The sequence below is a fragment of the Sphingomonas sp. GW821-FHT09E03 genome, assembly GCF_059416225.1.
The window spans coordinates 91,492-111,215 of record NZ_JBWKOS010000007.1 but is presented as its reverse complement, the minus strand read 5'-3'; the positions used below and the strand labels follow the sequence as shown (position 1 = coordinate 111,215).

The following is a 19,724-nucleotide window of genomic DNA, read 5'->3' as shown; positions in this document are numbered from 1 at the left end:
TTCATGACCAGATCACTCCGCAACTGGAGGATCGGCCTTGAACGAGAAAAAGTCGTAGCGGTAGTGCTGCAGGTTGGCGCCCATGCATTTGAAGATCGGTGAACCTTCATCCCCCACCTGCTTGGCAGCATCGCCATAGGTGAATTCGACATGAGGCAGACCTTTGGTCCCGCGATAGAAGACAGCGTGATCGGCATGGCACGTCGCAGCGATATGCCGGTAGGCGCCCGCAGTCAGGAGCGGCTTTTCCGCGCGATGCGTTGCACATCCCACGAGCATTATCGCGCAGATCAGCAAGACGCCGCCGGCACGTTTCACCGCAGCGAACCCACGAACCGCTCGAACAGGTACAGGCTATCCTGCGGCCCCGGGCTCGCCTCAGGATGATATTGCACGCTGAACGCCGGCCGATCGGTCAGCTCCAGCCCCGCGTTCGAGCCGTCGAACAGCGACACATGCGTCTCGCGGACGTTGGCGGGCAGGCTGTCGCGTTCCACCGCAAAGCCGTGGTTCATGCTGGTGATTTCCACCGCGCCGTCGCTGAGCCGCTTGACCGGGTGGTTGGCGCCGCGATGGCCCTGGAACATCTTGGTGGTGGTCGCGCCCACCGCCAGCCCGAGCAGCTGGTGTCCCAGGCAGATGCCGAACAGCGGCTTTCCCGTCTCGAGCAGCTGCCGGATCACCGGCACCGCATAGTCGCCGGTCGCGGCGGGATCGCCGGGGCCGTTGGAAAGGAAGATGCCATCCGGCGCGAGCGCCATGACCTCGTCGAAGGTCGCCTCGGCAGGTAGCACCGTTACCTTCGCACCCGCCTCAACAAGGTTGCGGAAGATGTTGAATTTGCTGCCATAGTCGATCGCGACGACATGCGGCCGCGGGGCGTCGTTTGCGTGACCTTTGTGAAGATAGCCGTGGCCGAGCTTCCATGCCCCGCCCTCGCGCGCCTCGCCCCAGGCATAATGGGTCGCGGTCGACACCTCCTTGGCGAGGTCCATGCCCTCCAGCCCGGGCCAGCCGCGCGCCAGCTTGAGCAGCAGGTCGAGGTCAAAGTCGCCGCTCGCCGAATGCGCGATCACGCCGTTGGGCGCGCCGCCGCTGCGGATCCGGCGGGTCAGCGCGCGGGTGTCGATCCCGGCGAGGCCGATCCGCGCGTGGCGCTTCATCCAGCCGTCGAGCCGCTCGACCGCCCGGAAGTTGGACGGCTCAGTGACGTCCTCGCGGACAATCATGCCCAGCGCATGCGGCGCGTCGGCCTCGATGTCGTCCGGGTTGGCGCCGACGTTGCCGATGTGCGGGAAGGTGAAGGTGATGATCTGCCCGGCGAAGGACGGATCGGTCATGATCTCCTGATAGCCGGTCATCGCGGTGTGGAAGCACACCTCGCCCACCGCCTGCCCCTCGGCGCCGAAGCCGCGGCCCCAGGCGATCTCGCCACTGGCGAGGACGAGCACGCCGGTCGCGCCATCTGGCCTGGCGGACGTAGCAGGCGCGGCAGAGGGTTTGGCGTCGGCCATGGCTTGGCGGGCACTCCTGTGTTGGTTCGCGATGTCGCTAAGTGGCGCCCGCTAGACCTCACACCCCGCGAGGTCAACCGGTTCACGGGGGAGCGTTGTTCCGCTAGGGTAACCCGCTTTACCGCTTTGGCTTCGAGAGACACCCATGATTCGCGACGACATCAAGGCCGCGCAGGTCACCGCCATGAAGGCCGGCGACAAGGAAGCGCGCGCCGCCATCAGCCTGATTCAGGCCGCCATCAAGAACCGTGACATCGAGCTGCGCACCGGCACCGCGCCGGCGGACGATGACGCCGTGGTGGTTGAGGTGCTGCAGAAGATGGTCAAGCAGCGCCGCGAGTCGATCGCCATGTACGAGACCGGCGGCCGCCAGGAACTCGCCGACGCCGAAAAGGCCGAGGTCGCGGTGATCGAGCGCTTCCTGCCGGCACAGATGAGCGAGGCGGAGACGACCGCGGCGATCGAGGCAATCAAGGCCGAGCTCGGCGCCAGCGGGATGAAGGACATGGGCCGGGTGATGGCCGAGCTGAAGGCACGGCATGCGGCGAGCCTGGACATGTCCAAGGCAAGCGGGCTGGTGAAGGCGGCGCTGGCGTAACGGCACAGGGCCGCATATCGATCGGGCTCGACGCGGCGGCGGCGGCCCGGGATCTTGCCCACCCGTTCGTGCGGCGCGCAGTCGAGAAGGCAGGCACCCAACCATGAGCCTCTCCCCCCAATTCCTCGACGAGCTGCGCGCCCGCACCTCGCTGTCGGCGCTGGTCGGCAAGACCACCAAGCTGCAGAAGGCGGGCCGCGAGATGCGCGGCTGCTGCCCGTTCCACAACGAGAAGACGCCCTCCTTCTACGTCAACGACGACAAGGGCTTCTACCATTGCTTCGGCTGCTCGGCGCATGGCGACGCGATCCGCTGGATGACCGACCAGCGCGGCCTGCCGTTCATCGACGCGGTCAAGGAACTCGCCCAGGCGGCAGGGCTCGACATGCCCGCGCAGGACCATCAGTCCGCGCGCAAGGCCGAGCGCGCCAAGGGCCTGCACGAGGCGATGGCCGGAGCCGCCGCCTGGTTCACCGAGCAGCTCGGTGGGCTCGGCGGCAACGATGCCCGCGCGGCGCTGGCAAAGCGCGGCATCACGCCCGAGACCGCGCGCACCTTCGGCATGGGCTTTGCGCCGGACAGCCGCGGCAAGCTCAAGGCCGCGCTAAAGGACTTCGGCGACCCGATGCTGGTCGAGACTGGCATGCTGATTCAGGTCGAGGGCAAGGAACCCTATGACCGCTTCCGCGGCCGGCTGATGATCCCGATCCGCGATCCGCGCGGCCGGGTGATTGCGTTCGGCGGCCGGATCATCGGCGAGGGCGAGCCCAAATACCTCAACTCGCCCGAGACGCCGTTGTTCGACAAGGGCCGCACCCTCTACAACCTCGATCGCGCCGCGCCCGCCAGCCGCAAGTCCGGCCGGGTGCTGGTGGTCGAGGGCTATATGGATGTGATCGCGCTCGCCCAGGCGGGGATCGCCGAGGCGGTCGCCCCGCTCGGCACCGCGCTTACCGAGGGGCAGCTCGAGCGCTTGTGGCGGATGGTCGACGTGCCGATCCTCTGCCTCGACGGTGACAGCGCCGGGCAGAAGGCCGCGCTGCGCGCCGCCCACCGCGCGCTGCCGATGCTCGGCGGCGGGCGCAGCCTTGCCTTCGTCACCCTGCCGGAAGGCCAGGATCCGGATGATCTGGTCCGGTCCGGTGGCGCGCAAGCGATGGAAGCCCTGCTCCAGCACCCCCAGCCCCTGGTCGACCGCCTCTGGCACAGCGAACTCGCCACAGGCCCGCTCGATACGCCCGAGCAGCGCGCCGGGCTCAAGCAGCGCCTCCAGGAGCTAGCCGCGACCATCGTCGATGCGTCGGTCCGCAAGGAATATGAGAACGACTTCCGTAACCGGGTTTACGAGCATTTCGCGCCCAAGCGCCGCGCCTTCACCCCCGCCCCGCCCCGCCCACAAGGTAAGCGAGACACCAAGGGCCAGTGGAAGCAGCCGCACGCGCCGGCGACCGAGGACGCCAAGGCCGTCCGCGCCGCCGGAATTGACCGCGTGCTTGCCAAGGCGGTGCTCGCCGGGCTGATCCGCCATCCGGTGGAGATTGCGCGGCACATGGAGGTGCTCGGCAGCCTCAAGCTGATCGATGGCGCGCTGGGTAGGCTCTACGAGGCGGTGGTCGATCTGGCGCTGGAGGAGCAGGCGCTTGATAGCGGCCGCTTGATTACCATATTGGCGTTATCCGGTTTCGATTCAGTCGCGAGCGACCTGCTGAGAGCCGATACGATGCCCTATTCGTTCACGCGGAATGCCGGTGATCCGGCCAGAGCCAGAGCCGACCTCGACGAGGCGATTGCCATCATGGTGGCACGTCCGGAAGTCGATTTGGCGCTTGCCGAGGCAACCAGCGCCATGCAGGCGCATTTCACTGATGAGGCGTTTGAACGGCAAGTGGCATTGGTGAGAGAGAAACAGGCGTTGGAGCTTCGGCTTGCAAATCTCGTGCAGGCGAACGAAGACGCCCGGGCGTTTGGATCCGAGGGCAATTGATGGCGAAATCGAACATGGCGGCTGAAGCCCCCGACACGGCAGAGACGGGCGATGCGCCGCTGATCGACATGAACGATGCGTCGGTCAAGAAGCTGATCGCGCGCGCCAAGAAGCGCGGCTACATCACCTACGACCAGCTCAACGAGGCGCTGCCGCAGGACCAGATGTCCTCCGACCAGCTCGAGGACGTGATGGCGGCGCTCAACGAGATGGGCGTCAACATCGTCGAGAACGACGAGGCCGGCGACGACGGCGAGACCGACGACGCGCAGGATGACGAGGTCGAGACCCCGGACGCCGAGGCGGATACCGGCAGCGCGCCTGCGCTCGACACCAAGAAGAAAGAGACGATCGACCGTACCGATGATCCGGTGCGGATGTATCTGCGCGAGATGGGCGCGGTCGAGCTGCTCAGCCGCGAGGGCGAGATCGCCATCGCCAAGCGCATCGAGGCTGGTCGCGACACCATGATTCTCGGCCTGTGCGAATCGCCGATCACCTTCAACGCGATCATCGATTGGTCGACCGCGCTCAATGAAGGCACGATGCAGCTGCGCGAGATCCTCGATCTCGATGCGATGCTCTCCAAGGGCCCGACCGCCGAGCAGGTCGAGGGTGCCGAGGAAGACGACAACGGCGAAATCTCCGAGAAGGCCGCCGGCCCGTCGTTCAAGGAAGAGGAAGAGCCCGAGGAGGCCTCTGCCGACGAGGACGAGGAGGGCGGCGAGCGCCGCGCGCCGCGTCCGGCCGATGACGAGGAAGAGGACAACACCCTCAGCCTCGCGCAGATGGAAGAGACGCTCAAGCCGCAGGCGTTGGAGCGCTTTGCCAACATCACCGCGCTCTACAAGAAGTTCAGCAAGGTCCAGCAGGCGCGGCTCGATGCCATGGCCGCCGGTGGCGAGCTGTCGGCTGCCGAGGAACGCAAGTACCAGAAGCTGCGCGAGGAGCTCACCGCCGAGGTGGAGAGCGTCCAGTTCCACAACGCCAAGATCGAGTTCCTGGTCGACCAGCTCTACGCCTACAACCGGCGCCTGACGACGCTGGGCGGGCAGATGCTGCGCCTCGCCGAACGGCACAAGGTTGCGCGCAAGGACTTCCTCGATCGCTACGTCGGCCATGAGACCGACGAGAACTGGCTCGCCTCGATCGGCAAGCTCGACAAGAAGTGGACCGCGTTCGCGACCAACGAGGGCGAGGCGGTTGACCGCATCCGCGCCGAGATCGCCGACATTGCCCAGCAGACCGGCATGGCGCTCACCGAGTTCCGCCGCATCGTCAACACGGTGCAGAAGGCCGAGCGCGAGGCGCGGATCGCCAAGAAGGAGATGGTCGAAGCCAACCTCCGCCTGGTGATCTCGATTGCCAAGAAGTACACGAACCGCGGGCTGCAGTTTCTGGATCTGATCCAGGAGGGCAACATCGGCCTGATGAAGGCGGTCGACAAGTTCGAGTATCGGCGCGGCTACAAGTTCAGCACCTATGCGACCTGGTGGATCCGCCAGGCGATCACCCGCTCGATCGCCGACCAGGCGCGGACGATCCGTATCCCGGTCCACATGATCGAGACGATCAACAAGCTGGTCCGCACCAGCCGCCAGTTCCTCCACGAGCAGGGCCGCGAGCCGACTCCGGAGGAGATGGCCGAGCGCCTGAGCATGCCGCTCGAGAAGGTGCGCAAGGTGATGAAGATCGCCAAGGAGCCGATCAGCCTCGAAACGCCGATCGGCGATGAGGAAGACAGCCACCTCGGCGATTTCATCGAGGACAAGAATGCGGTGATCCCGGTCGACGCCGCGATCCAGGCCAACCTCAAGGAAACGGTCACCCGCGTCCTTGCCAGCCTCACCCCGCGTGAGGAGCGCGTGCTGCGCATGCGCTTCGGGATCGGCATGAATACCGATCACACGCTTGAAGAGGTCGGCCAGCAATTTTCGGTGACGCGCGAGCGCATCCGCCAGATCGAGGCCAAGGCGCTGAGGAAGCTCAAGCACCCGAGCCGCAGCCGCAAGATGCGCAGCTTCCTCGACCAGTAAGCGGGCGTCTAATCAAGCAACGGACAAGGGCCGCCGGGCATCAGCTCGGCGGCCCTTTTCGTGCTACCTGTCGACGTCCGGCGGGTCGCCAGCAGCGACGGCAGCCCTGCTCAGTCGCCGAATTGCCCGAACGGCAGCAGTCTGGCCGCCAGCTTCTTGGTCGCCGCCGCATCGCCGCCGTTGAGCGACGCCAGCACCGCGGTCGAGGCCCGGCGCATCGCCCGGTCGAACGCGGTCGGCGTGCTCGCCCGTGCGGCCATCTCCGCCAGCGCGCGGCCGCGTTGGTCGCCCGGGTCCTGCTCCAGCCGCAACAGCGCCGCGACGCCGGCGCAGGACGCCCTGTCGCCGCCCAGCGCCACCGCGCGGTCCAGCGCGGCCAGCCCCACCGCCTTTTGCGCGCCGAGCGCCGCCCGCCCCATCAGGCTGCCGAGCTTGAACACCGCGCCCATGTGCCAGGCGCCGAGCCCGAGCTGCGGCTCGGCATCCCGCGGCGAGCGGCTGGCAAGCGCCTCGAACAGCTTGCGCGCGGCGATCGCGTCGGCGCGGCTGCCGCTGAGCTTGGCCTCATAGCCCTTGGCGGTGGCCTGCATCAGCAGCGCCTCGTGATCGGTCGGCGACCGTGCCAGCGCCGCCGCGGCGAGCCGCTGGGCGGTCAGCACGCCCTGCATCGCTGCCTGCTTGGTCGCGGAGCCGAACGAAGCCTGGGTGAGCACGTCGCGCGCGGACACGGCGCCGGTCTGCGCAGCAGACGGCACCGCCGTTCCCGCCAGCGCACAGTAAGCGGCAGCCGCCGCCATCGGGTATCTCCACGCGCCCATCGCTCGCCGCATCTCGCCTCTCTTTTCCACTGTTATCAGCATCATAACGGCGCAGCTGCCGCAACGATACTCCACAGAAAGCCGAGAGGTAGCATGGTCGCGTGCGTTGGCCAGCCGCCAGGCAAGAAAAAGGCGCGGCAGCCGAAGCCTCCGCGCCCTGTTTTCTCGTGCGACCGGCCGGCGGTCACCCACCGGGGTGGATTACTCGGCGGCCGTGCCCTTGGCCGGACGGACGTCGCGGCGCTCGGCGATACGCGCCGACTTGCCGGTGCGGCCACGCAGATAATAGAGCTTGGCGCGACGCACGGCACCCTTGCGGACCACCTCGATCGAATCGACGTTGGGCGAGTAGAGCGGGAAGACGCGCTCGACGCCCTCGCCGAAGCTCATCTTGCGCACGGTGAAGCTCGAGCCCATGCCGCGGTTCGAGCGCGCGATGCACACGCCTTCGTAGTTCTGCACGCGGGTGCGCTCGCCTTCGACGACCTTGACGCCGACCTTGAGCGTATCGCCAGGGCGGAACTCGGGAATCGACTTGGTCTCGTGGAACTTGGCAATCTGCTCGGCTTCGAGCGTCTGGATGAGGTTCATCTCATTCGTCCTTCATTCGCCGCGCGCTAGAGGGCGACTGGACCCGAGCGCCCTCGTGGCGCTCCCAAAGGTCCGGCCGCCGTAGCCGTGTGTCGGTCTCGGCCATGTGCTTTCGCCAGGCCGCGATCCTCGCATGATCCCCCGATCGCAGCACTTCGGGGATCGTGCGCCCTTCCCATTGCTGAGGTCGGGTATATTGCGGGTATTCGAGCAGCCCCGTTTCGAAGCTCTCGTCCACACCGCTGGAAGGGGCGCCCATTACGCCGGGCAGTAGCCGAATGCAAGCGTCGAGCAGCACCAGCGCACCCATTTCGCCGCCCGAGAGGATATAGTCGCCGACCGACACCTCCTCGATCGCACGGCCCTCGAAGATACGCTCGTCGAACCCCTCGAACCGGCCGCACAGGATCGTCACCCCGGGTCCCGCGGCAAGCGCCCTCACCCGCTCCTGGCCGAGTGGCCGCCCGCGCGGCGTCATCGCCAGCACCGGGCGGTCGTCGGCCACGCTGTCGATCGCCGCCGCCAGCACGTCCGCGCGCAGCACCATGCCCGCGCCGCCGCCCGCGGGCGTGTCGTCTACAGAGCGATGTCGATCGGTAGCGAAGTCGCGAATCTGCACCGCGTCGAGCGTCCAGCCTCCTTCGCGCAGCGCGCGGCCGGCGAGGCTCGCGCCAAGTGGCCCGGGGAACATTTCGGGGTAGAGGGTGAGAATGGTGGCAGCGAAGGTCACAGCGTCCAGTTTTCCACGGAGAGGCCCGGCACATCGGCGAAATCGCGCTCGTTACCGGTAACGACCGTCAGCCCCAGCGAGAGAGCGTGCGCCGCAATCAGCCGGTCATAGCTGGCCCGCACGAACGGCAATGCCGCATAGGCGTTCGCGGCGGCTGCATCGAAAGGCAACACGGGAATGGCCCGCAGGAAGCGGTCAAGCAGCGGGATCGGGGGCGGCTTGCCATGACGCGAGCCATGGGCAACCTCCACATAGGCCATGGCGGAGGTGACCAGGTCGTCTTCGTCACACGCCGCCATCCGGTCGCGCAGCGGGTCCGATGCGGCAAGCATGGCAACGATGATGATGTTGCTGTCGAGCAGATATTTCACGGCGTTGGCGGGACCAGCGATTCGTCGGGATCAATCTCGGGCCACAGCAGAGGTCGGTCTTCAAAGACGCGATCCTCCGGCGCAATCGGTCTAAGGCCAAGGTGACGACCGATGCCCCATATCCCTGCGATATCGAACTTGCGCTTGGGCTGGCTGACCCGCTCTACGATGAACCGCCCCTCCTCCTCGCGGATGCTCATCTCCACGCCTTCCTCGATGCCCAAGCCTTTAGGCAAACGCAGCGCGACCGAATTGCCTGACTTGAAAGTTCTCGTAGGAAGCACGCCCATCTCAGCTACTCCGTATATACGGGATGTATATACCGTGAGCACTGTTGCGGCAAGAACCGCGCCCAAGGAACCACGCCCGGTGCGGGGGATTGCGCCACCATGGACGATTGCATCATCATCGGCGCCGGGCCCGCGGGGCTTACCGCGGCCATCTATCTCACCCGCTTCCATCTTTCGATCCGGCTGTTCGACAGCAATTCGAGCCGTGCGGCGATGATCCCGTGCACCCACAACCATGCCGGCTATCCTGACGGGATCAGCGGCAAGGATCTGCTGCGGCTGATGCGCGTGCAGGCGGAGAAATACGGCGCGCGGCGCGAGGAGAAGAAGGTCACCGAGATCGTGCCCGACGGCGACAATTTCGTGGTCGTCACCGACGAAGGGCGGTTCGCCGCACGCACGGTGCTGCTCGCCACAGGCGTCGTCAATCACCGCCCCCATATCTTGCCTGAGGTGCATGATCCGGCGCTCGAGCGCGGCCTCTTGCGTTATTGTCCGATCTGCGACGGTTATGAGGTCACCGACAAGCGCGTCGGCGTGATCGGCACCGGAGACCATGGCATGCGCGAGGCGCTATTTCTGCGCGGCTACACCCGCGACGTGACGCTGATCGCCCCCGAGGCCGAACACCTGCTCGATGAAGCCTGCGCCGCCAAACTCGACGAGGCCGGCATCGTCCGTGTTGACGGGCCGTGCGGCGATTGGGCAATCGAAGGCGACCAGCTCGCGCTCGACGCCGCCGGCGGCCGTCTGGCGTTCGACAGCGTCTATCCAGCGCTCGGCTCGCGGATCCGCTCGCACCTCGCGGTCGCCGCCGGCGCGCGCGCCAGCGATGAAGGCTGCCTGGAGGTGGACGACCACCAGCGCACCACCGTGGCAGGCCTGTTCGCCGCAGGCGACGTGGTGAAGGGGCTTGACCAGATCAGCCACGCGATGGGCGAAGCCGGCGTCGCCGCGACGACGATCCGCAACCTGCTCAGCGAGCGGCAGCCGATCAGGCGCTAGGCCATGGTCTTTATGGCTTAAGCCGCCGAGGTCCGCCTCGCCCGCCACGTGGCAAGGTCGGCATGACGACGAAGAGGGGTATATCGGCCCCTCTCCCGCTGCTGCTATTCGATGAAATCGGGGCTGATCACCAGCCGCTCGGCGTTCCACTCGGGCACCGCCTCAGGCCGCATCGGCACCATGAAGCGCTTGCCGGCCTTGCCGTCGACCGGCGGCCGCTCGATCTCGATGACGTCGCCGGCACCGAAATTCTCGATCAGCACCACCGTGCCGAGTTCCTCGCCGTCGGTCGACACCGCCGCGAGGCCGATCAGATCGGCATGATAATATTCACCCTCCGCCAACGCCGGCAGCGCCGAGCGCGGAATGGTAAGTTCGGTGCCGCGCATCGCCTCGGCGGCGGTGCGGTCCGCCACCTCGGCGAAGCGGGCGATGGTGCCGTTGTTGCCTGGGGTCGCGTTCTTCAACGTCAGCGTGCCACCGTTGAAGCTGCGATAGGGTCCCAGATTCTCGGCGAAGACCTTGAGGCGCACCTGGCCATGGATGCCATGCGCACCGATCACCACCGCCAGCGTCACCGTCGGCTCGGTGCCGGGTGACACGGGGACGGCGTTAATCTGGTGATCCACTGCCGCCGTCGGGGGCATCGTCTTCCCCTTCTGCGGGATCGGTGCTGGAGACACCCTGGTTGGTGGCGTCTTCGTCGTCATCGGGTGCGGTACGCGGATCGGGATCGATGGCCATGATGCGTCGTCTCCTGTTGGTAGGAGGGTAACGCACCATGGCCCATCCGGATGCTTACTGCTCGGCCGTCGCGTCGGCGACCTGCTCGGATTCCGCGGTCGGCGTCTCGGTCGCGGCTTCCACCTCGGTGGCGATCACGGCCTCGGCCTCGGCGCGGGCGTCCTGCTCGGCCTTCAGCTTGTCGGCACGCTCCTCGGCGCGCTCGGTGGCCTTCTCGCCAGGCTTGCCCTTGTTGGGGTTGCTGCGGGCGGCGCGCTCGCGGACGCCGGCGACGTCGAGGAAGCGGGCGACGCGGTCGGTCGGCTGGGCGCCGTTCGACAGCCAGTACTTGGCGCGCTCGGCGTCGAGCACGACGCGCTGATCGTTGTCCTTGGCGAGCAGCGGGTTGTAGTTGCCGAGCTTCTCGATGAACTTGCCATCGCGCGGGCTGCGCGCATCGGCGACGACGATGCGGTAGTAGGGACGCTTCTTGGAGCCGCCGCGCGACAGACGAATGCTGAGTGCCATGGTAACCAGTCCTTCTTTCAAATCGTCACCCCAGCGAACGCTGGGGTCTTGTGGTTGTTGTTCGTGCCCTGGCCGCCTGAGCCCCCGGCTGTCGCTGGGGAGACGGTCAGGATCGGGTAATCACTTCTTCTTGATCAAATTCTCGAAACCCGGGGGCAGCTGGGGCATGCCGTTGCCGCCGCCCAGTCCCGCGAGCCCCTTGGGTAGCCCGCCGCCGGCCTTGTCCATCATGTCGCCGAGCTGGGCGCCCCCGATTGCGTTGCCGAGGCCGGCCATGCCGCCGCCCATCCCGCTCTTGCCGAGCATCGCCATCATGCCCTTCAAGCCGCCCATCTTCTTGATCTTCTTCATGGCGGTGGACATTTCGAGGTGCATCTTGAGCAGCTTGTTGACCTCCTGGACGGTGGTCCCCGAGCCCTTGGCGATGCGGATCTTGCGCTTGGCGGTGATCAGCTCGGGCTTGGCACGTTCCTTCAGCGTCATCGAGCCGATCATCGCGTCCATGTGGACCAGCACCTTGTCGCTGCCCGGCGCCGAGGCCATCGCCGCCTGCGCCTTCTTCATGCCCGGGATCATGCCGGCAAGTGCGCCCAGCCCGCCCATCCGGCGCATCTGCGCAAGCTGGCCGCGCAGGTCGTTCATGTCGAACTGACCCTTGGCGAGCCTGCCCGCCATCCGCTCGGCGTCTTCCTGCTGGATCGACTCGGCGGCCCGCTCGACCAGGCTGACGACGTCGCCCATGCCGAGAATGCGCCCGGCGACCCGCTCCGGGTGGAACGCCTCGAGCGCATCCAGCTTCTCGCCGGTGCCCGCAAACTTGATCGGCTTGCCGGTGACGGCGCGCATCGACAGCGCCGCGCCGCCGCGGGCATCGCCGTCCATCCGGGTCAGCACCACACCGGTGAGCGGCACCTGGTCGGAGAAGTTCTGCGCGACGTTGACCGCGTCCTGGCCGGTCAGCGAATCGACGACGAGCAGGATTTCCTGTGGGTTGGCAATCTCGGCGACCGCCTTCATCTCGTCCATCAGCGCCGCGTCGACATGGAGTCGGCCGGCGGTGTCGAGCATCAGCACGTCATAGCCCTGCAGCCTGGCGGCCTGGAGCGCGCGACGCGCGATATCCACCGGCTGCTGGCCGGGGATGATCGGCAGCGTCGCCACCTCGATCTGGGTGCCGAGCGTCGCCAGCTGTTCCTGCGCATTCGGGCGATTGACGTCGAGCGACGCCATCAGCACCTTCTTGCGATCGCGTGCCGTGAGCCGCTTGGCGATCTTGGCCGTGGTCGTGGTCTTGCCCGAGCCCTGCAGGCCGACCATCATCACCACCGCGGGCGGCGCGACGCCGAGCTCGAGCTCCGAGGCATCGGCGCCGAGCATCTCGATCAGCGCGTCGTTGACGATCTTGACGACCTGCTGCCCCGGCGTGACCGAGCGCAGCACATTGTGGCCGACCGCTTGTTCGGTGACCTTGTCGACGAACGAGCGGGCAACCGGCAGGGCGACGTCCGCCTCGAGCAGCGCGACGCGCACCTCGCGCATGGCGGTGCGGACATCGGCTTCGGTCAGCGCGCCACGGCCGCGCAGGCGGTCGAACACCCCACCAAGCCGGTCGCTCAGACTGTCGAACATCGCGCCATCACCTCATCAATGCCGCCAAACGCAAAAGCGCCGGCGGGCGAAACCTCGCCGGCCAGCGTGCACCCGTGGGCGCGTGTCTATCGCGTTCGACAACGAACGTGGAAGGGCGTGTAGCCCGCGGGGCGGCAAAACGCAAGGCTGACAGATCGAACCCGTGCGTGCCGAGCGTGTCGAGACACGCTAAGCCCTATGCCTGGTCGTCCTCCACGCGACCAGATGACAACGGGGTGCGTTGCCTCGATCAGTTCGGCAGCGCCGCGCCGCTGTCCACCTTCTCCACCCAATGCGGATAGAAGGCCGGCCGCCGGTTGGACCAGCCCGACGCGGTCGCCGCAGCCTCGCTGATCGACTGGAGCAGTTTGCGCCGCAATTCGGGGTGGAGGTGCGGCAGCGCCGCCGCCGCGCAAAAGGCGCTGGGCAGCCACGGCCGCACCTCGGCACCGAGCAGCCGCTCGTAGAGAAAGCGGAATGCCGAGAAATGGGTCAGCCGTCCCTGGCCGAGGTCGAACGCCGCCAGCGTCACCACGGGTGCGAGGAACGGCTCGAGCGCGCCGAGATCGGCATCGTCGGGCACCATCTCGCGCAGCTCGGGCAGCGCGCGATACAGCCGCGCCTGGGCACGGATGCTCGCTGCCTCCACCACGTCGCGCGACCAGCGGGCCATCGCATCGTCACGGTCAAGGCCGATATCGAGGCTGCGACGGATGTAACGCTGCGTCGCCGCAGGAAAGCCCGCAAATTCCTTCATCTCGGCCAGCGTCATCGCACCTTCGGCCGGCTTCATCTTGGCACCCATGATCTATCACCCCGCCCCGCAATGGAACCGGCAGATCATGCGCCAGGATGGTTAACGGACCCCTTAACGCCTTGGTCTGCCGACATTCACAAAAGCATCACATATCCCGCTGCGCCGCAACATGACTGCGACGAGCCGATGCGAAATGACCTTTTCTGCGATCTGACTGGTGCAAGCGCGCAACATAGCGTCCAAAGCTGCTGACCGGGGACGCACGAACGGCGGCCCTGCGTCAGCGGGGCCGCCGTTCCTCAGCGCCAGTGGGAGCGCCGATCAGTCCTGCTGCAGCTTGCGCTCGGCTTCCTCGTCATAGCCCGACGAGGGCGCCGGACCATGGTTGTGCACCGGCTGGGTCGTGGCGGGCGGATCGCTTGCATCCATCGATTCATCAAGCGCATTGTCGAGCCGCGCGTCGCTGCTTTCGGGATTCTTCTCCAGCCGCTTGGCGATCGACTTGTCCTGGCCGGCGTCCTGGCGCGGGTCGCGTTCCTGATTGCTGCCGCCCTCGGCCGGCGCGACCGAGAGACTGTCGAGAGCCCGTTCGTCAATAGCAGTCATGGTGACACCCTCCTCGATTGGTTTCGGGAGTAGAACGGCTGGCCAGCCGCTTCCGTTCCTGCCGGTGCGTCAGGTCCGGGTCACCACCACTGATTGATTGACCATCTGCGCCACGCCGAAGATTGTCATGAACGCGATGTCGGTGGCATCGCGACCGACGCTGACCCGCGCGATCTCGGCCGGGTCGGCCATGCCGGTGGGATCCACCAGCCGCCAGCCGCCGTCGAGCCATAGCTCGGCCACTGCGTGGAAATCGGGCGGGTCGACGCCAGGCGCATAGGCCGAGACGCAGCGCGCCGGGATCTCGCCCGCGCGTGCCAGCGCCACCAGCAGATGAGCATAGTCGCGGCACACGCCGGCGCGGCTGGCGAAGGTGTCGAGCGCGGTGGTGGTACCGCTGCTCGCATTCCAGCGATAATCGAGCGAGCCCCTCACCCAGTCGCTCAGTGCCGCCGCCAGCGCGCCACCCTCGAGCCCGGCAAACTTGCGACGGACGAAGCCCTCGAAGCGGTCCGACTGGCAATAGCGGCTCGGCAGCAGATAGGGCACCAGCGCACCGTCGAGCAGCCGCACCGGCGTCGGCGCCAGCGTCTCGAGCGACACCGCGTTGCGCTCGATGGCGACGGTGGCGCGATAGGAAGCGCGGACCTGCCCGTCGCCGCGGATCCAGCAGCGCTGGCCGATACCATCCTCGCCTGCCACCGCGGCGATCGGCGTGTCGCTCCACACCGTCAGCGCCTCATGCTCAAGGCGCTGGTCGGCCATCGCCGCCACCTCCACCTGGAGCAGCACGTCGGCCGGACCATTGCCCAGCCAGTAATCCAGTTCCACCTCGATATTAAGCCGCATCACAGGCCCTTGTGCCAAAAGAAAGGGCCCGGCGGATCATCCCGCCGGGCCCTGAACGTCTGCGGTGCCGGCCGCGTCGCCGCGACCGCGCCGGGTCAGCTGCGCTGCGAGCCGAACAGGCGCAGCACGAACATGAACATGTTGATGAAGTCGAGATACAGCGACAGCGCCGACATGATCACGACCTTGCCGACCATATCGGTGCCCGCGACCTGATAGTACAAGCTCTTGGTGCGCTGCGTGTCGTAGGCGGTCAGCCCTGCGAACAGCAGCACGCCGACCGCGCTGATCACCAGCTCGAGCACGCTGTTGTGCAGGAACAGATTGATCAGGCTGGCGACGATCAGGCCGACCACGCCGATGATCAGGAAGGTGCCGAACGCCGACAGGTCCTTCTTGGTGGTATAGCCGTAGAGGCTGAGGCCCGCAAAGCCCGCCGCGGTCGAGAAGAACGCGCCCGCGATCGAGGTGCCGCTATAGACCAGGAAGATGGTCGAGAGCGACAGGCCCATCAGCACCGCGAACGCCCAGAACAGCATCTGCATGGTCGAGGTCTTCATCCGACCCTGGCCCATGCTCATCCCGAACACGATCGCGAGCGGCGCGAACATGATCACATAGCGCATCAGCCCGCCGCCGAGGAACACCTGCGCGGCCGGCGAATTAGCGCCGCCCCAGGCGAACAGCAGCGCGACGATGCCCGTCAGCAGCACGCCGGACGACATGTAGTTATACACCGACAGCATGTACGAGCGCAGACCCGCGTCATAGCCGGCGCTGCGCGTCGCATCGGCGCGCGTGGCCCCGAACGGCGCGGCGCTCGGCCGGGGGTCAGACCAGTTAGCCATGGTACACCAAACTCCTTCAAACCGGCCCGATGCCGATTACCTCGAAATATCGGCCCGGACCGATCCCTTTTCAAGCGAAACCGGCTAAGCCGCTGGCTTTCAGCAATAGAACATTACACGGCTCGCCCATGCACCGCCTGTTCGTCGCGCTCCGCCCGCCGCCAGAAATCCGCCGCCAGCTCGCCGGCGTCATGGCCGGCGTGCCCGGCGCGCGCTGGCAGGACGACGACCAGCTCCATCTCACGCTGCGCTTCATCGGCGCGGTCGATCGACCGCTCGGCGAGGACATCGCCGCCGCGCTCGCCGGGATCCATGCGCCCGTGCCGCAGGTATCGCTCGCCGGCGTCGGCCGATTCGAGCACCGCGGCCGCACCGATACATTGTGGGCGGGGCTCGCCCCCACCGATGCGCTCCATCATCTCCATCGCAAGGTCGAGCAGGCCTGCGCCCGCGCCAGGCTGGCGCCGGACCGCCGCGCCTATGCGCCACACGTCACTCTCGCGCGCCTGGCGCGCAGCCACGGCCTTGCCCCGGAGATCGACGGCTGGCTCGCCGTCCACGCCGGTCTCGCGAGCCAACCGTTCACCATGGCGCATCTGTTGCTGTACGAGAGCCACCTCGGCGGCGAGGGCGCGCGCTACGAGCCGATTGCCCGCTGGCCCTTGGCGACCTAGTCGGCCATATCTGCGCGCAGGAATTTACGGGAGAACCCTGATGCGCACCGCCCTGCCCCTCGCTGCCCTGCTCGCCCTCGGGCTAACCGCCTGCGACCACAAGGACATGGCAACGGGTGCGCCGCTCGCCGGCGGCGCCAAGGCGGTGGCGATGCTCCACACCGCCACCGGCGCCGATGCCGGCCGCGCCACCGCGACCGATGTCTCCGGCGGCGTCCGCTACACGCTCGACGTCAAGGGCCTGCCTGCCGGCACTCACGGCGCGCACGTCCACATGACCGGGCTGTGCGAAGCGCCCGGCTTCACCACCGCGGGTTCGCACTGGAACCCAACCAACACCAAGCATGGCGCGATGAACCCGGCCGGGCCGCACGAGGGTGATCTGCCCAATCTGGTGATCGGCGCCGATGGCCGCGGTACCGTCGCGGTCACCATCCCCGGCGCGACGGTCGCCGGCATGCTCGATGCCGATGGCGCGGCGATCGTGATCCATGCCGCCGCCGACGATCTGATGACCGATCCGTCTGGCAACAGCGGCGCCCGGATCGCCTGCGGCGTCTTCGCCGCAAGCTGAGCCGACAACAGTTCCCCGGCGACAGCCGGGGAACACGGCCTAGATCACCTCGCCCACCGCGCACGCGCGGTCCTCGCGGCTCGCCTCTGCCGCCGGCACCAGCCGATAGGCTGCGATCGCGGTCGCGAGGCCCACCGGCATCACCACCAGCAGCGACAGCATCCCCACCGACAGGCTGCCGCTCAGCGTCGATACCCGCCCGGCGAGATACGGCCCCAGCGCCAGCCCGATCAGCGTCGTGCCGATGAAGAAGGTCGCGGTCGCCGTGCCGCGCATCCTGGGCAGCACCAGATCCTGGGTGGTCGCCGCCGCGGCGCCGAGCGCGCAGCTCGCGCTCAGCAGGGCGACGAACAGGCACGGATAGAACAGCCACGCCGACCCCGCGGTGAATGCCGCGACCAGGAACGGTGCCGGCATCACCGCGCCGAGGATCACCGGCACCAGCCGCCCCGCCGGATTGCCGCGCCGCAGCCGATCCGCCGCGACCCCGCCGATCGTCAGCCCCAGGAACCCCGCCAATGCGCCACAGCCGCCGGCGAGCAGCCCGGTGTCCGCCGGCGACGCACCGAGCACGCGAAGCGCATAAGGCGCCGCCCAGAAGCTGGCGGCATAGCTTAGAAACGCGTTGAGGCCATAAGCCACCACCGTGCACAGGAACGCCGGCGTTCCGACGATCAGCGCAAAGGTCGCCGGATCGCGCCGCCTGAGCGCGCTCGCCCAGGAAAACACCGCATAGACGCCGATCCCGATCGCCGCCCATTGCAGCACCGGCTCGCCGAGGCTCACGAGCAGCGCCACCAGCCCGGCGATTATCGCCAACCCGACCACGTTGATGCCCAGCGCCCGCCGCCCGCCCAGCGCGGCGCCGATCAGCGTCAGCGGCGGCACGATGGTCAGCAGCTCGCCCGCAAAGGCACGCAGCGGCGCTGGGTGTGGCGCCGGCTCTGGCAGTCCCTCGATCCGGCCACGGATCGGCTCGCGCAGCGTCGACACCCACAAGGCCAGCACCAGCCCGGGCAGGCCGACGCCGAGGAACGCCGCCTGCCAGCCGGCGAGGCCGAGCGGCCCGCCGCCGGGATAGGCCCGGTTCCAGTTCTGCACGATCAGACCGCCGATGAACAACGAACAGCCACCGCCGACGAACAGCCCGGCCGAATAGATGGACAGCGCGGTCGCGCGCAGCCGGCGCGGAAAATAGTCGGAGATTAATGAATAAGCCGAGGGGCTGGCGGTCGCCTCGCCGATTCCCACGCCGATCCGCGCCGTCGTCAGCTGCCCGCCACTGCGCGACAAGCCGGATAGCGCCGTCATCGCCGACCATAGCGCAAGGCCGATCGTCATCAGCCGCACCCGGTGCCAATGATCCGCCAGCCGGCCGAGCGGAATGCCAAACAGGGCATAGAACACCCCGAAGGCGGTGCCGTAGAGAAACCCGAGATCCTCGTCGGCAAGGTGAAGATCGCGCTTGATATCCTCGGCCAGAATCGAGATCACTTGTCGATCGACGAAGTTGAGCACATACACTAGGAAAAGCGTGCCGAGGACGTACCACGCGTAGCGCGAGGTCTCCGGCGAGTCCGCCGCCGTGCTGCCCATTGCCCTCTCCCGGCTGTTTTGCGGGAGGCTAGCCAAGGTGCGCGGCATGAACAAGCGGGAGCGCCGACGATCGGGCGGCCTCGGAACCTCACCGCGCTTTACCGGTTCATCTGCAACTGCGAACGGATTGGCGATGGCACACAGCGAGCGACATAGAGCCTTGGAGCTGCTCAGGCAGGCGTTGGACACGCTGGACCACCTCGGTTGCGAACAGGCGGTCGCGGCCGTGGTTGCCCATGCGATCGATCTGCTCGAAAGCAGCCCGCACCGCTGAGGCGGAGCGGCAGGCCCTATTGCGCCGCCGTCCGCCGCCCGCGGGTGCTCTGTTCCAGCCGCCGCAGCAGCGACTCGATCGACGGCGGCCCGCCTGCCTCACTGGGTCCACGCGGCAATTCGACCGAAGCGATCCGCTCGCCATCCGCCAGTTCCACCGGGACCCGTAACGACGGCACCGGCCGCACCGGCTCGCGCGGGACTGCGGGCACCGCCGCGGGATGGAAGGCCGCGAGCGGCAGGTCGAGATCGGCAGGAATGTCCTGCTCATCGGGCTCCAGCACCAGCGCCGGCAGGACTTCCGGCTCGGGCACAGCCGCCTCGGGCGGCATTGGCACCCCGAGATCGCTTGCCGACAGCGGCCGCCGCGGTGGCGCATCGGGATGGGCATCGGCGCGGCGCACCACCGGCACACCGTCGTCGCGCAGCCGCTTGGGCACGAGCAGGCCGCCGTTGCCGAACAGCAGGAACAGCGCCGACCAGACCACCGCGGCAGCGATCGCGCCGCCGCCCAGTGCGAGCAGCGCGCGTGCGGTGGTGCCGAGCGGCGGCGCCGCGACGCTGACGAGCGAAGCCATGCCGCTCTGCCACACCCAATCCTCCAGCACGGTCCGGGGCACGAGCACCGCGACCGCGGCAACGGCGAGCCCAGCAGCGGCGCCGCCGAGCGGCGCGACTCGATCGGTGATCGCCGGGTTTTTGAGAGGTAGGCGGGGGAACGCTGCCATGA

Annotated in this window: 24 protein-coding genes; 7 read left to right on the top strand and 17 right to left on the bottom strand. The window is 67.6% G+C overall.

The window, feature by feature from the left end; all coding sequences use genetic code 11:
* Positions 1–12: 12 nt before the first annotated feature.
* Positions 13–318 carry a hypothetical protein gene (locus AC07M8_RS14935; protein ID WP_495175117.1) on the bottom strand — a complete coding sequence of 102 codons (306 nt, stop codon included), beginning with the start codon at positions 316–318 and terminating at the stop codon, positions 13–15.
* Positions 315–1,514: a glutamine-hydrolyzing carbamoyl-phosphate synthase small subunit gene (carA, locus tag AC07M8_RS14930; protein ID WP_495175116.1), complete on the bottom strand. Its 1,200-nt coding sequence runs from the start codon at positions 1,512–1,514 to the stop codon at positions 315–317. Before carA ends, AC07M8_RS14935 begins: the two co-directional genes overlap by 4 nt.
* 145 nt (positions 1,515–1,659) lie before the next feature.
* Here carA and AC07M8_RS14925 point away from each other — a divergent pair, with 145 nt between their 5' ends.
* From AC07M8_RS14925 to rpoD, 3 genes are all read left to right on the top strand, one after another.
* A complete protein-coding gene (locus tag AC07M8_RS14925; RefSeq protein WP_267396817.1) occupies positions 1,660–2,112 on the top strand; it encodes a GatB/YqeY domain-containing protein in 453 nt (150 codons plus the stop codon).
* Between the two features lie 103 nt (positions 2,113–2,215).
* Positions 2,216–4,096 (top strand): DNA primase, encoded by a 1,881-nt coding sequence (gene dnaG, locus AC07M8_RS14920; protein ID WP_495175115.1) that lies wholly within the window; start codon positions 2,216–2,218, stop codon positions 4,094–4,096.
* The gene (gene rpoD / locus AC07M8_RS14915) at positions 4,096–6,132 is read left to right on the top strand and encodes an RNA polymerase sigma factor RpoD (protein WP_495175114.1); all 2,037 of its coding nucleotides are present in this window, start codon (positions 4,096–4,098) and stop codon (positions 6,130–6,132) included. Before dnaG ends, rpoD begins: the two co-directional genes overlap by 1 nt.
* Positions 6,133–6,242: 110 nt before the next feature.
* Here the strand turns inward: rpoD and AC07M8_RS14910 are convergent, their stop codons facing one another.
* The 5 genes from AC07M8_RS14910 to AC07M8_RS14890 form a co-directional block, all read right to left on the bottom strand.
* A complete protein-coding gene (locus tag AC07M8_RS14910) occupies positions 6,243–6,929 on the bottom strand; it encodes a hypothetical protein (protein ID WP_495175113.1) in 687 nt (228 codons plus the stop codon).
* 222 nt (positions 6,930–7,151) lie between these two features.
* Complete coding sequence (rplS, locus tag AC07M8_RS14905; protein WP_267396813.1) at positions 7,152–7,541, bottom strand: 50S ribosomal protein L19; 390 nt, start codon at positions 7,539–7,541, stop codon at positions 7,152–7,154.
* Between the two features lies 1 nt (position 7,542).
* Positions 7,543–8,271, bottom strand: a complete 729-nt coding sequence (gene trmD / locus AC07M8_RS14900; protein ID WP_495175112.1) for a tRNA (guanosine(37)-N1)-methyltransferase TrmD — start codon at positions 8,269–8,271, stop codon at positions 7,543–7,545.
* Entirely contained in the window at positions 8,268–8,642 is a 375-nt protein-coding gene (locus AC07M8_RS14895) for a type II toxin-antitoxin system VapC family toxin (RefSeq protein ID WP_495175111.1), read from the bottom strand. Before AC07M8_RS14895 ends, trmD begins: the two co-directional genes overlap by 4 nt.
* On the bottom strand, positions 8,639–8,932 hold the full coding sequence (locus AC07M8_RS14890; protein WP_495175110.1) for an AbrB/MazE/SpoVT family DNA-binding domain-containing protein: 294 nt from the start codon (positions 8,930–8,932) through the stop codon (positions 8,639–8,641). The genes AC07M8_RS14895 and AC07M8_RS14890 overlap by 4 nt, the downstream gene beginning before the upstream one ends.
* A 99-nt stretch (positions 8,933–9,031) precedes the next feature.
* On the opposite strand from AC07M8_RS14890, the gene AC07M8_RS14885 reads away from it, so the two are divergent.
* Positions 9,032–9,937: an NAD(P)/FAD-dependent oxidoreductase gene (locus AC07M8_RS14885; RefSeq protein WP_495175109.1), complete on the top strand. Its 906-nt coding sequence runs from the start codon at positions 9,032–9,034 to the stop codon at positions 9,935–9,937.
* A 104-nt stretch (positions 9,938–10,041) separates the two neighbouring features.
* Here the strand turns inward: AC07M8_RS14885 and rimM are convergent, their stop codons facing one another.
* The 8 genes from rimM to AC07M8_RS14845 all read right to left on the bottom strand — a co-directional run bounded on the left by rimM (position 10,042) and on the right by AC07M8_RS14845 (position 15,877).
* Positions 10,042–10,584 (bottom strand): ribosome maturation factor RimM, encoded by a 543-nt coding sequence (rimM, locus tag AC07M8_RS14880; protein WP_495175108.1) that lies wholly within the window; start codon positions 10,582–10,584, stop codon positions 10,042–10,044.
* A complete protein-coding gene (locus AC07M8_RS14875) occupies positions 10,550–10,681 on the bottom strand; it encodes a hypothetical protein (protein WP_495175107.1) in 132 nt (43 codons plus the stop codon). The genes rimM and AC07M8_RS14875 overlap by 35 nt, the downstream gene beginning before the upstream one ends.
* Before the next feature lie 54 nt (positions 10,682–10,735).
* On the bottom strand, positions 10,736–11,188 hold the full coding sequence (gene rpsP / locus AC07M8_RS14870; RefSeq protein ID WP_495175106.1) for a 30S ribosomal protein S16: 453 nt from the start codon (positions 11,186–11,188) through the stop codon (positions 10,736–10,738).
* Between the two features lie 120 nt (positions 11,189–11,308).
* The gene (gene ffh, locus AC07M8_RS14865; RefSeq protein ID WP_495175105.1) at positions 11,309–12,817 is read right to left on the bottom strand and encodes a signal recognition particle protein; all 1,509 of its coding nucleotides are present in this window, start codon (positions 12,815–12,817) and stop codon (positions 11,309–11,311) included.
* 250 nt (positions 12,818–13,067) lie between these two features.
* Entirely contained in the window at positions 13,068–13,622 is a 555-nt protein-coding gene (locus AC07M8_RS14860) for a hypothetical protein (protein ID WP_495175104.1), read from the bottom strand.
* A gap of 273 nt (positions 13,623–13,895) precedes the next feature.
* Complete coding sequence (locus AC07M8_RS14855) at positions 13,896–14,180, bottom strand: hypothetical protein (protein WP_267396803.1); 285 nt, start codon at positions 14,178–14,180, stop codon at positions 13,896–13,898.
* A 69-nt stretch (positions 14,181–14,249) separates the two neighbouring features.
* Entirely contained in the window at positions 14,250–15,029 is a 780-nt protein-coding gene (locus tag AC07M8_RS14850; RefSeq protein WP_495175103.1) for a transglutaminase-like domain-containing protein, read from the bottom strand.
* Positions 15,030–15,124: 95 nt separating this feature from the next.
* On the bottom strand, positions 15,125–15,877 hold the full coding sequence (locus AC07M8_RS14845; RefSeq protein ID WP_495175102.1) for a Bax inhibitor-1/YccA family protein: 753 nt from the start codon (positions 15,875–15,877) through the stop codon (positions 15,125–15,127).
* 128 nt (positions 15,878–16,005) lie between these two features.
* On the opposite strand from AC07M8_RS14845, the gene thpR reads away from it, so the two are divergent.
* Both thpR and AC07M8_RS14835 read left to right on the top strand, forming a co-directional pair.
* Positions 16,006–16,551, top strand: coding sequence for an RNA 2',3'-cyclic phosphodiesterase (thpR, locus tag AC07M8_RS14840; protein ID WP_495175101.1), 546 nt, complete (start codon positions 16,006–16,008; stop codon positions 16,549–16,551).
* A gap of 40 nt (positions 16,552–16,591) precedes the next feature.
* Entirely contained in the window at positions 16,592–17,125 is a 534-nt protein-coding gene (locus tag AC07M8_RS14835) for a superoxide dismutase family protein (protein WP_495175100.1), read from the top strand.
* A 39-nt stretch (positions 17,126–17,164) separates the two neighbouring features.
* Here AC07M8_RS14835 and AC07M8_RS14830 read toward each other — a convergent pair whose 3' ends face one another.
* Positions 17,165–18,721, bottom strand: coding sequence for a spinster family MFS transporter (locus AC07M8_RS14830; RefSeq protein ID WP_495175099.1), 1,557 nt, complete (start codon positions 18,719–18,721; stop codon positions 17,165–17,167).
* A gap of 46 nt (positions 18,722–18,767) precedes the next feature.
* On the opposite strand from AC07M8_RS14830, the gene AC07M8_RS14825 reads away from it, so the two are divergent.
* Positions 18,768–18,995, top strand: a complete 228-nt coding sequence (locus AC07M8_RS14825; RefSeq protein ID WP_495175098.1) for a hypothetical protein — start codon at positions 18,768–18,770, stop codon at positions 18,993–18,995.
* Positions 18,996–19,011: 16 nt separating this feature from the next.
* On the opposite strand, the gene AC07M8_RS14820 is transcribed toward AC07M8_RS14825, so the two are convergent.
* Complete coding sequence (locus tag AC07M8_RS14820) at positions 19,012–19,722, bottom strand: hypothetical protein (protein ID WP_495175097.1); 711 nt, start codon at positions 19,720–19,722, stop codon at positions 19,012–19,014.
* Between the last annotated feature and the right edge of the window lie 2 nt (positions 19,723–19,724).

Coding starts and splice junctions, on each gene's coding strand:
- rplS (WP_267396813.1), bottom strand. CDS start 7,541: ATGAACCTCATCCAGACGCTCGAAGCCGAGCAGATTGCCAAGTTCCAC.
- thpR (WP_495175101.1), top strand. CDS start 16,006: ATGCACCGCCTGTTCGTCGCGCTCCGCCCGCCGCCAGAAATCCGCCGC.
- AC07M8_RS14825 (WP_495175098.1), top strand. CDS start 18,768: ATGAACAAGCGGGAGCGCCGACGATCGGGCGGCCTCGGAACCTCACCG.
- AC07M8_RS14830 (WP_495175099.1), bottom strand. CDS start 18,721: ATGGGCAGCACGGCGGCGGACTCGCCGGAGACCTCGCGCTACGCGTGG.
- AC07M8_RS14850 (WP_495175103.1), bottom strand. CDS start 15,029: ATGCGGCTTAATATCGAGGTGGAACTGGATTACTGGCTGGGCAATGGT.
- AC07M8_RS14875 (WP_495175107.1), bottom strand. CDS start 10,681: ATGGCCATCGATCCCGATCCGCGTACCGCACCCGATGACGACGAAGAC.
- AC07M8_RS14925 (WP_267396817.1), top strand. CDS start 1,660: ATGATTCGCGACGACATCAAGGCCGCGCAGGTCACCGCCATGAAGGCC.
- dnaG (WP_495175115.1), top strand. CDS start 2,216: ATGAGCCTCTCCCCCCAATTCCTCGACGAGCTGCGCGCCCGCACCTCG.
- AC07M8_RS14890 (WP_495175110.1), bottom strand. CDS start 8,932: ATGGGCGTGCTTCCTACGAGAACTTTCAAGTCAGGCAATTCGGTCGCG.
- AC07M8_RS14910 (WP_495175113.1), bottom strand. CDS start 6,929: ATGGCGGCGGCTGCCGCTTACTGTGCGCTGGCGGGAACGGCGGTGCCG.
- AC07M8_RS14860 (WP_495175104.1), bottom strand. CDS start 13,622: ATGGGTGCCAAGATGAAGCCGGCCGAAGGTGCGATGACGCTGGCCGAG.
- AC07M8_RS14820 (WP_495175097.1), bottom strand. CDS start 19,722: ATGGCAGCGTTCCCCCGCCTACCTCTCAAAAACCCGGCGATCACCGAT.
- rimM (WP_495175108.1), bottom strand. CDS start 10,584: ATGCCCCCGACGGCGGCAGTGGATCACCAGATTAACGCCGTCCCCGTG.
- carA (WP_495175116.1), bottom strand. CDS start 1,514: ATGGCCGACGCCAAACCCTCTGCCGCGCCTGCTACGTCCGCCAGGCCA.
- AC07M8_RS14855 (WP_267396803.1), bottom strand. CDS start 14,180: ATGACTGCTATTGACGAACGGGCTCTCGACAGTCTCTCGGTCGCGCCG.
- AC07M8_RS14885 (WP_495175109.1), top strand. CDS start 9,032: ATGGACGATTGCATCATCATCGGCGCCGGGCCCGCGGGGCTTACCGCG.
- AC07M8_RS14835 (WP_495175100.1), top strand. CDS start 16,592: ATGCGCACCGCCCTGCCCCTCGCTGCCCTGCTCGCCCTCGGGCTAACC.
- ffh (WP_495175105.1), bottom strand. CDS start 12,817: ATGTTCGACAGTCTGAGCGACCGGCTTGGTGGGGTGTTCGACCGCCTG.
- AC07M8_RS14845 (WP_495175102.1), bottom strand. CDS start 15,877: ATGGCTAACTGGTCTGACCCCCGGCCGAGCGCCGCGCCGTTCGGGGCC.
- rpsP (WP_495175106.1), bottom strand. CDS start 11,188: ATGGCACTCAGCATTCGTCTGTCGCGCGGCGGCTCCAAGAAGCGTCCC.
- rpoD (WP_495175114.1), top strand. CDS start 4,096: ATGGCGAAATCGAACATGGCGGCTGAAGCCCCCGACACGGCAGAGACG.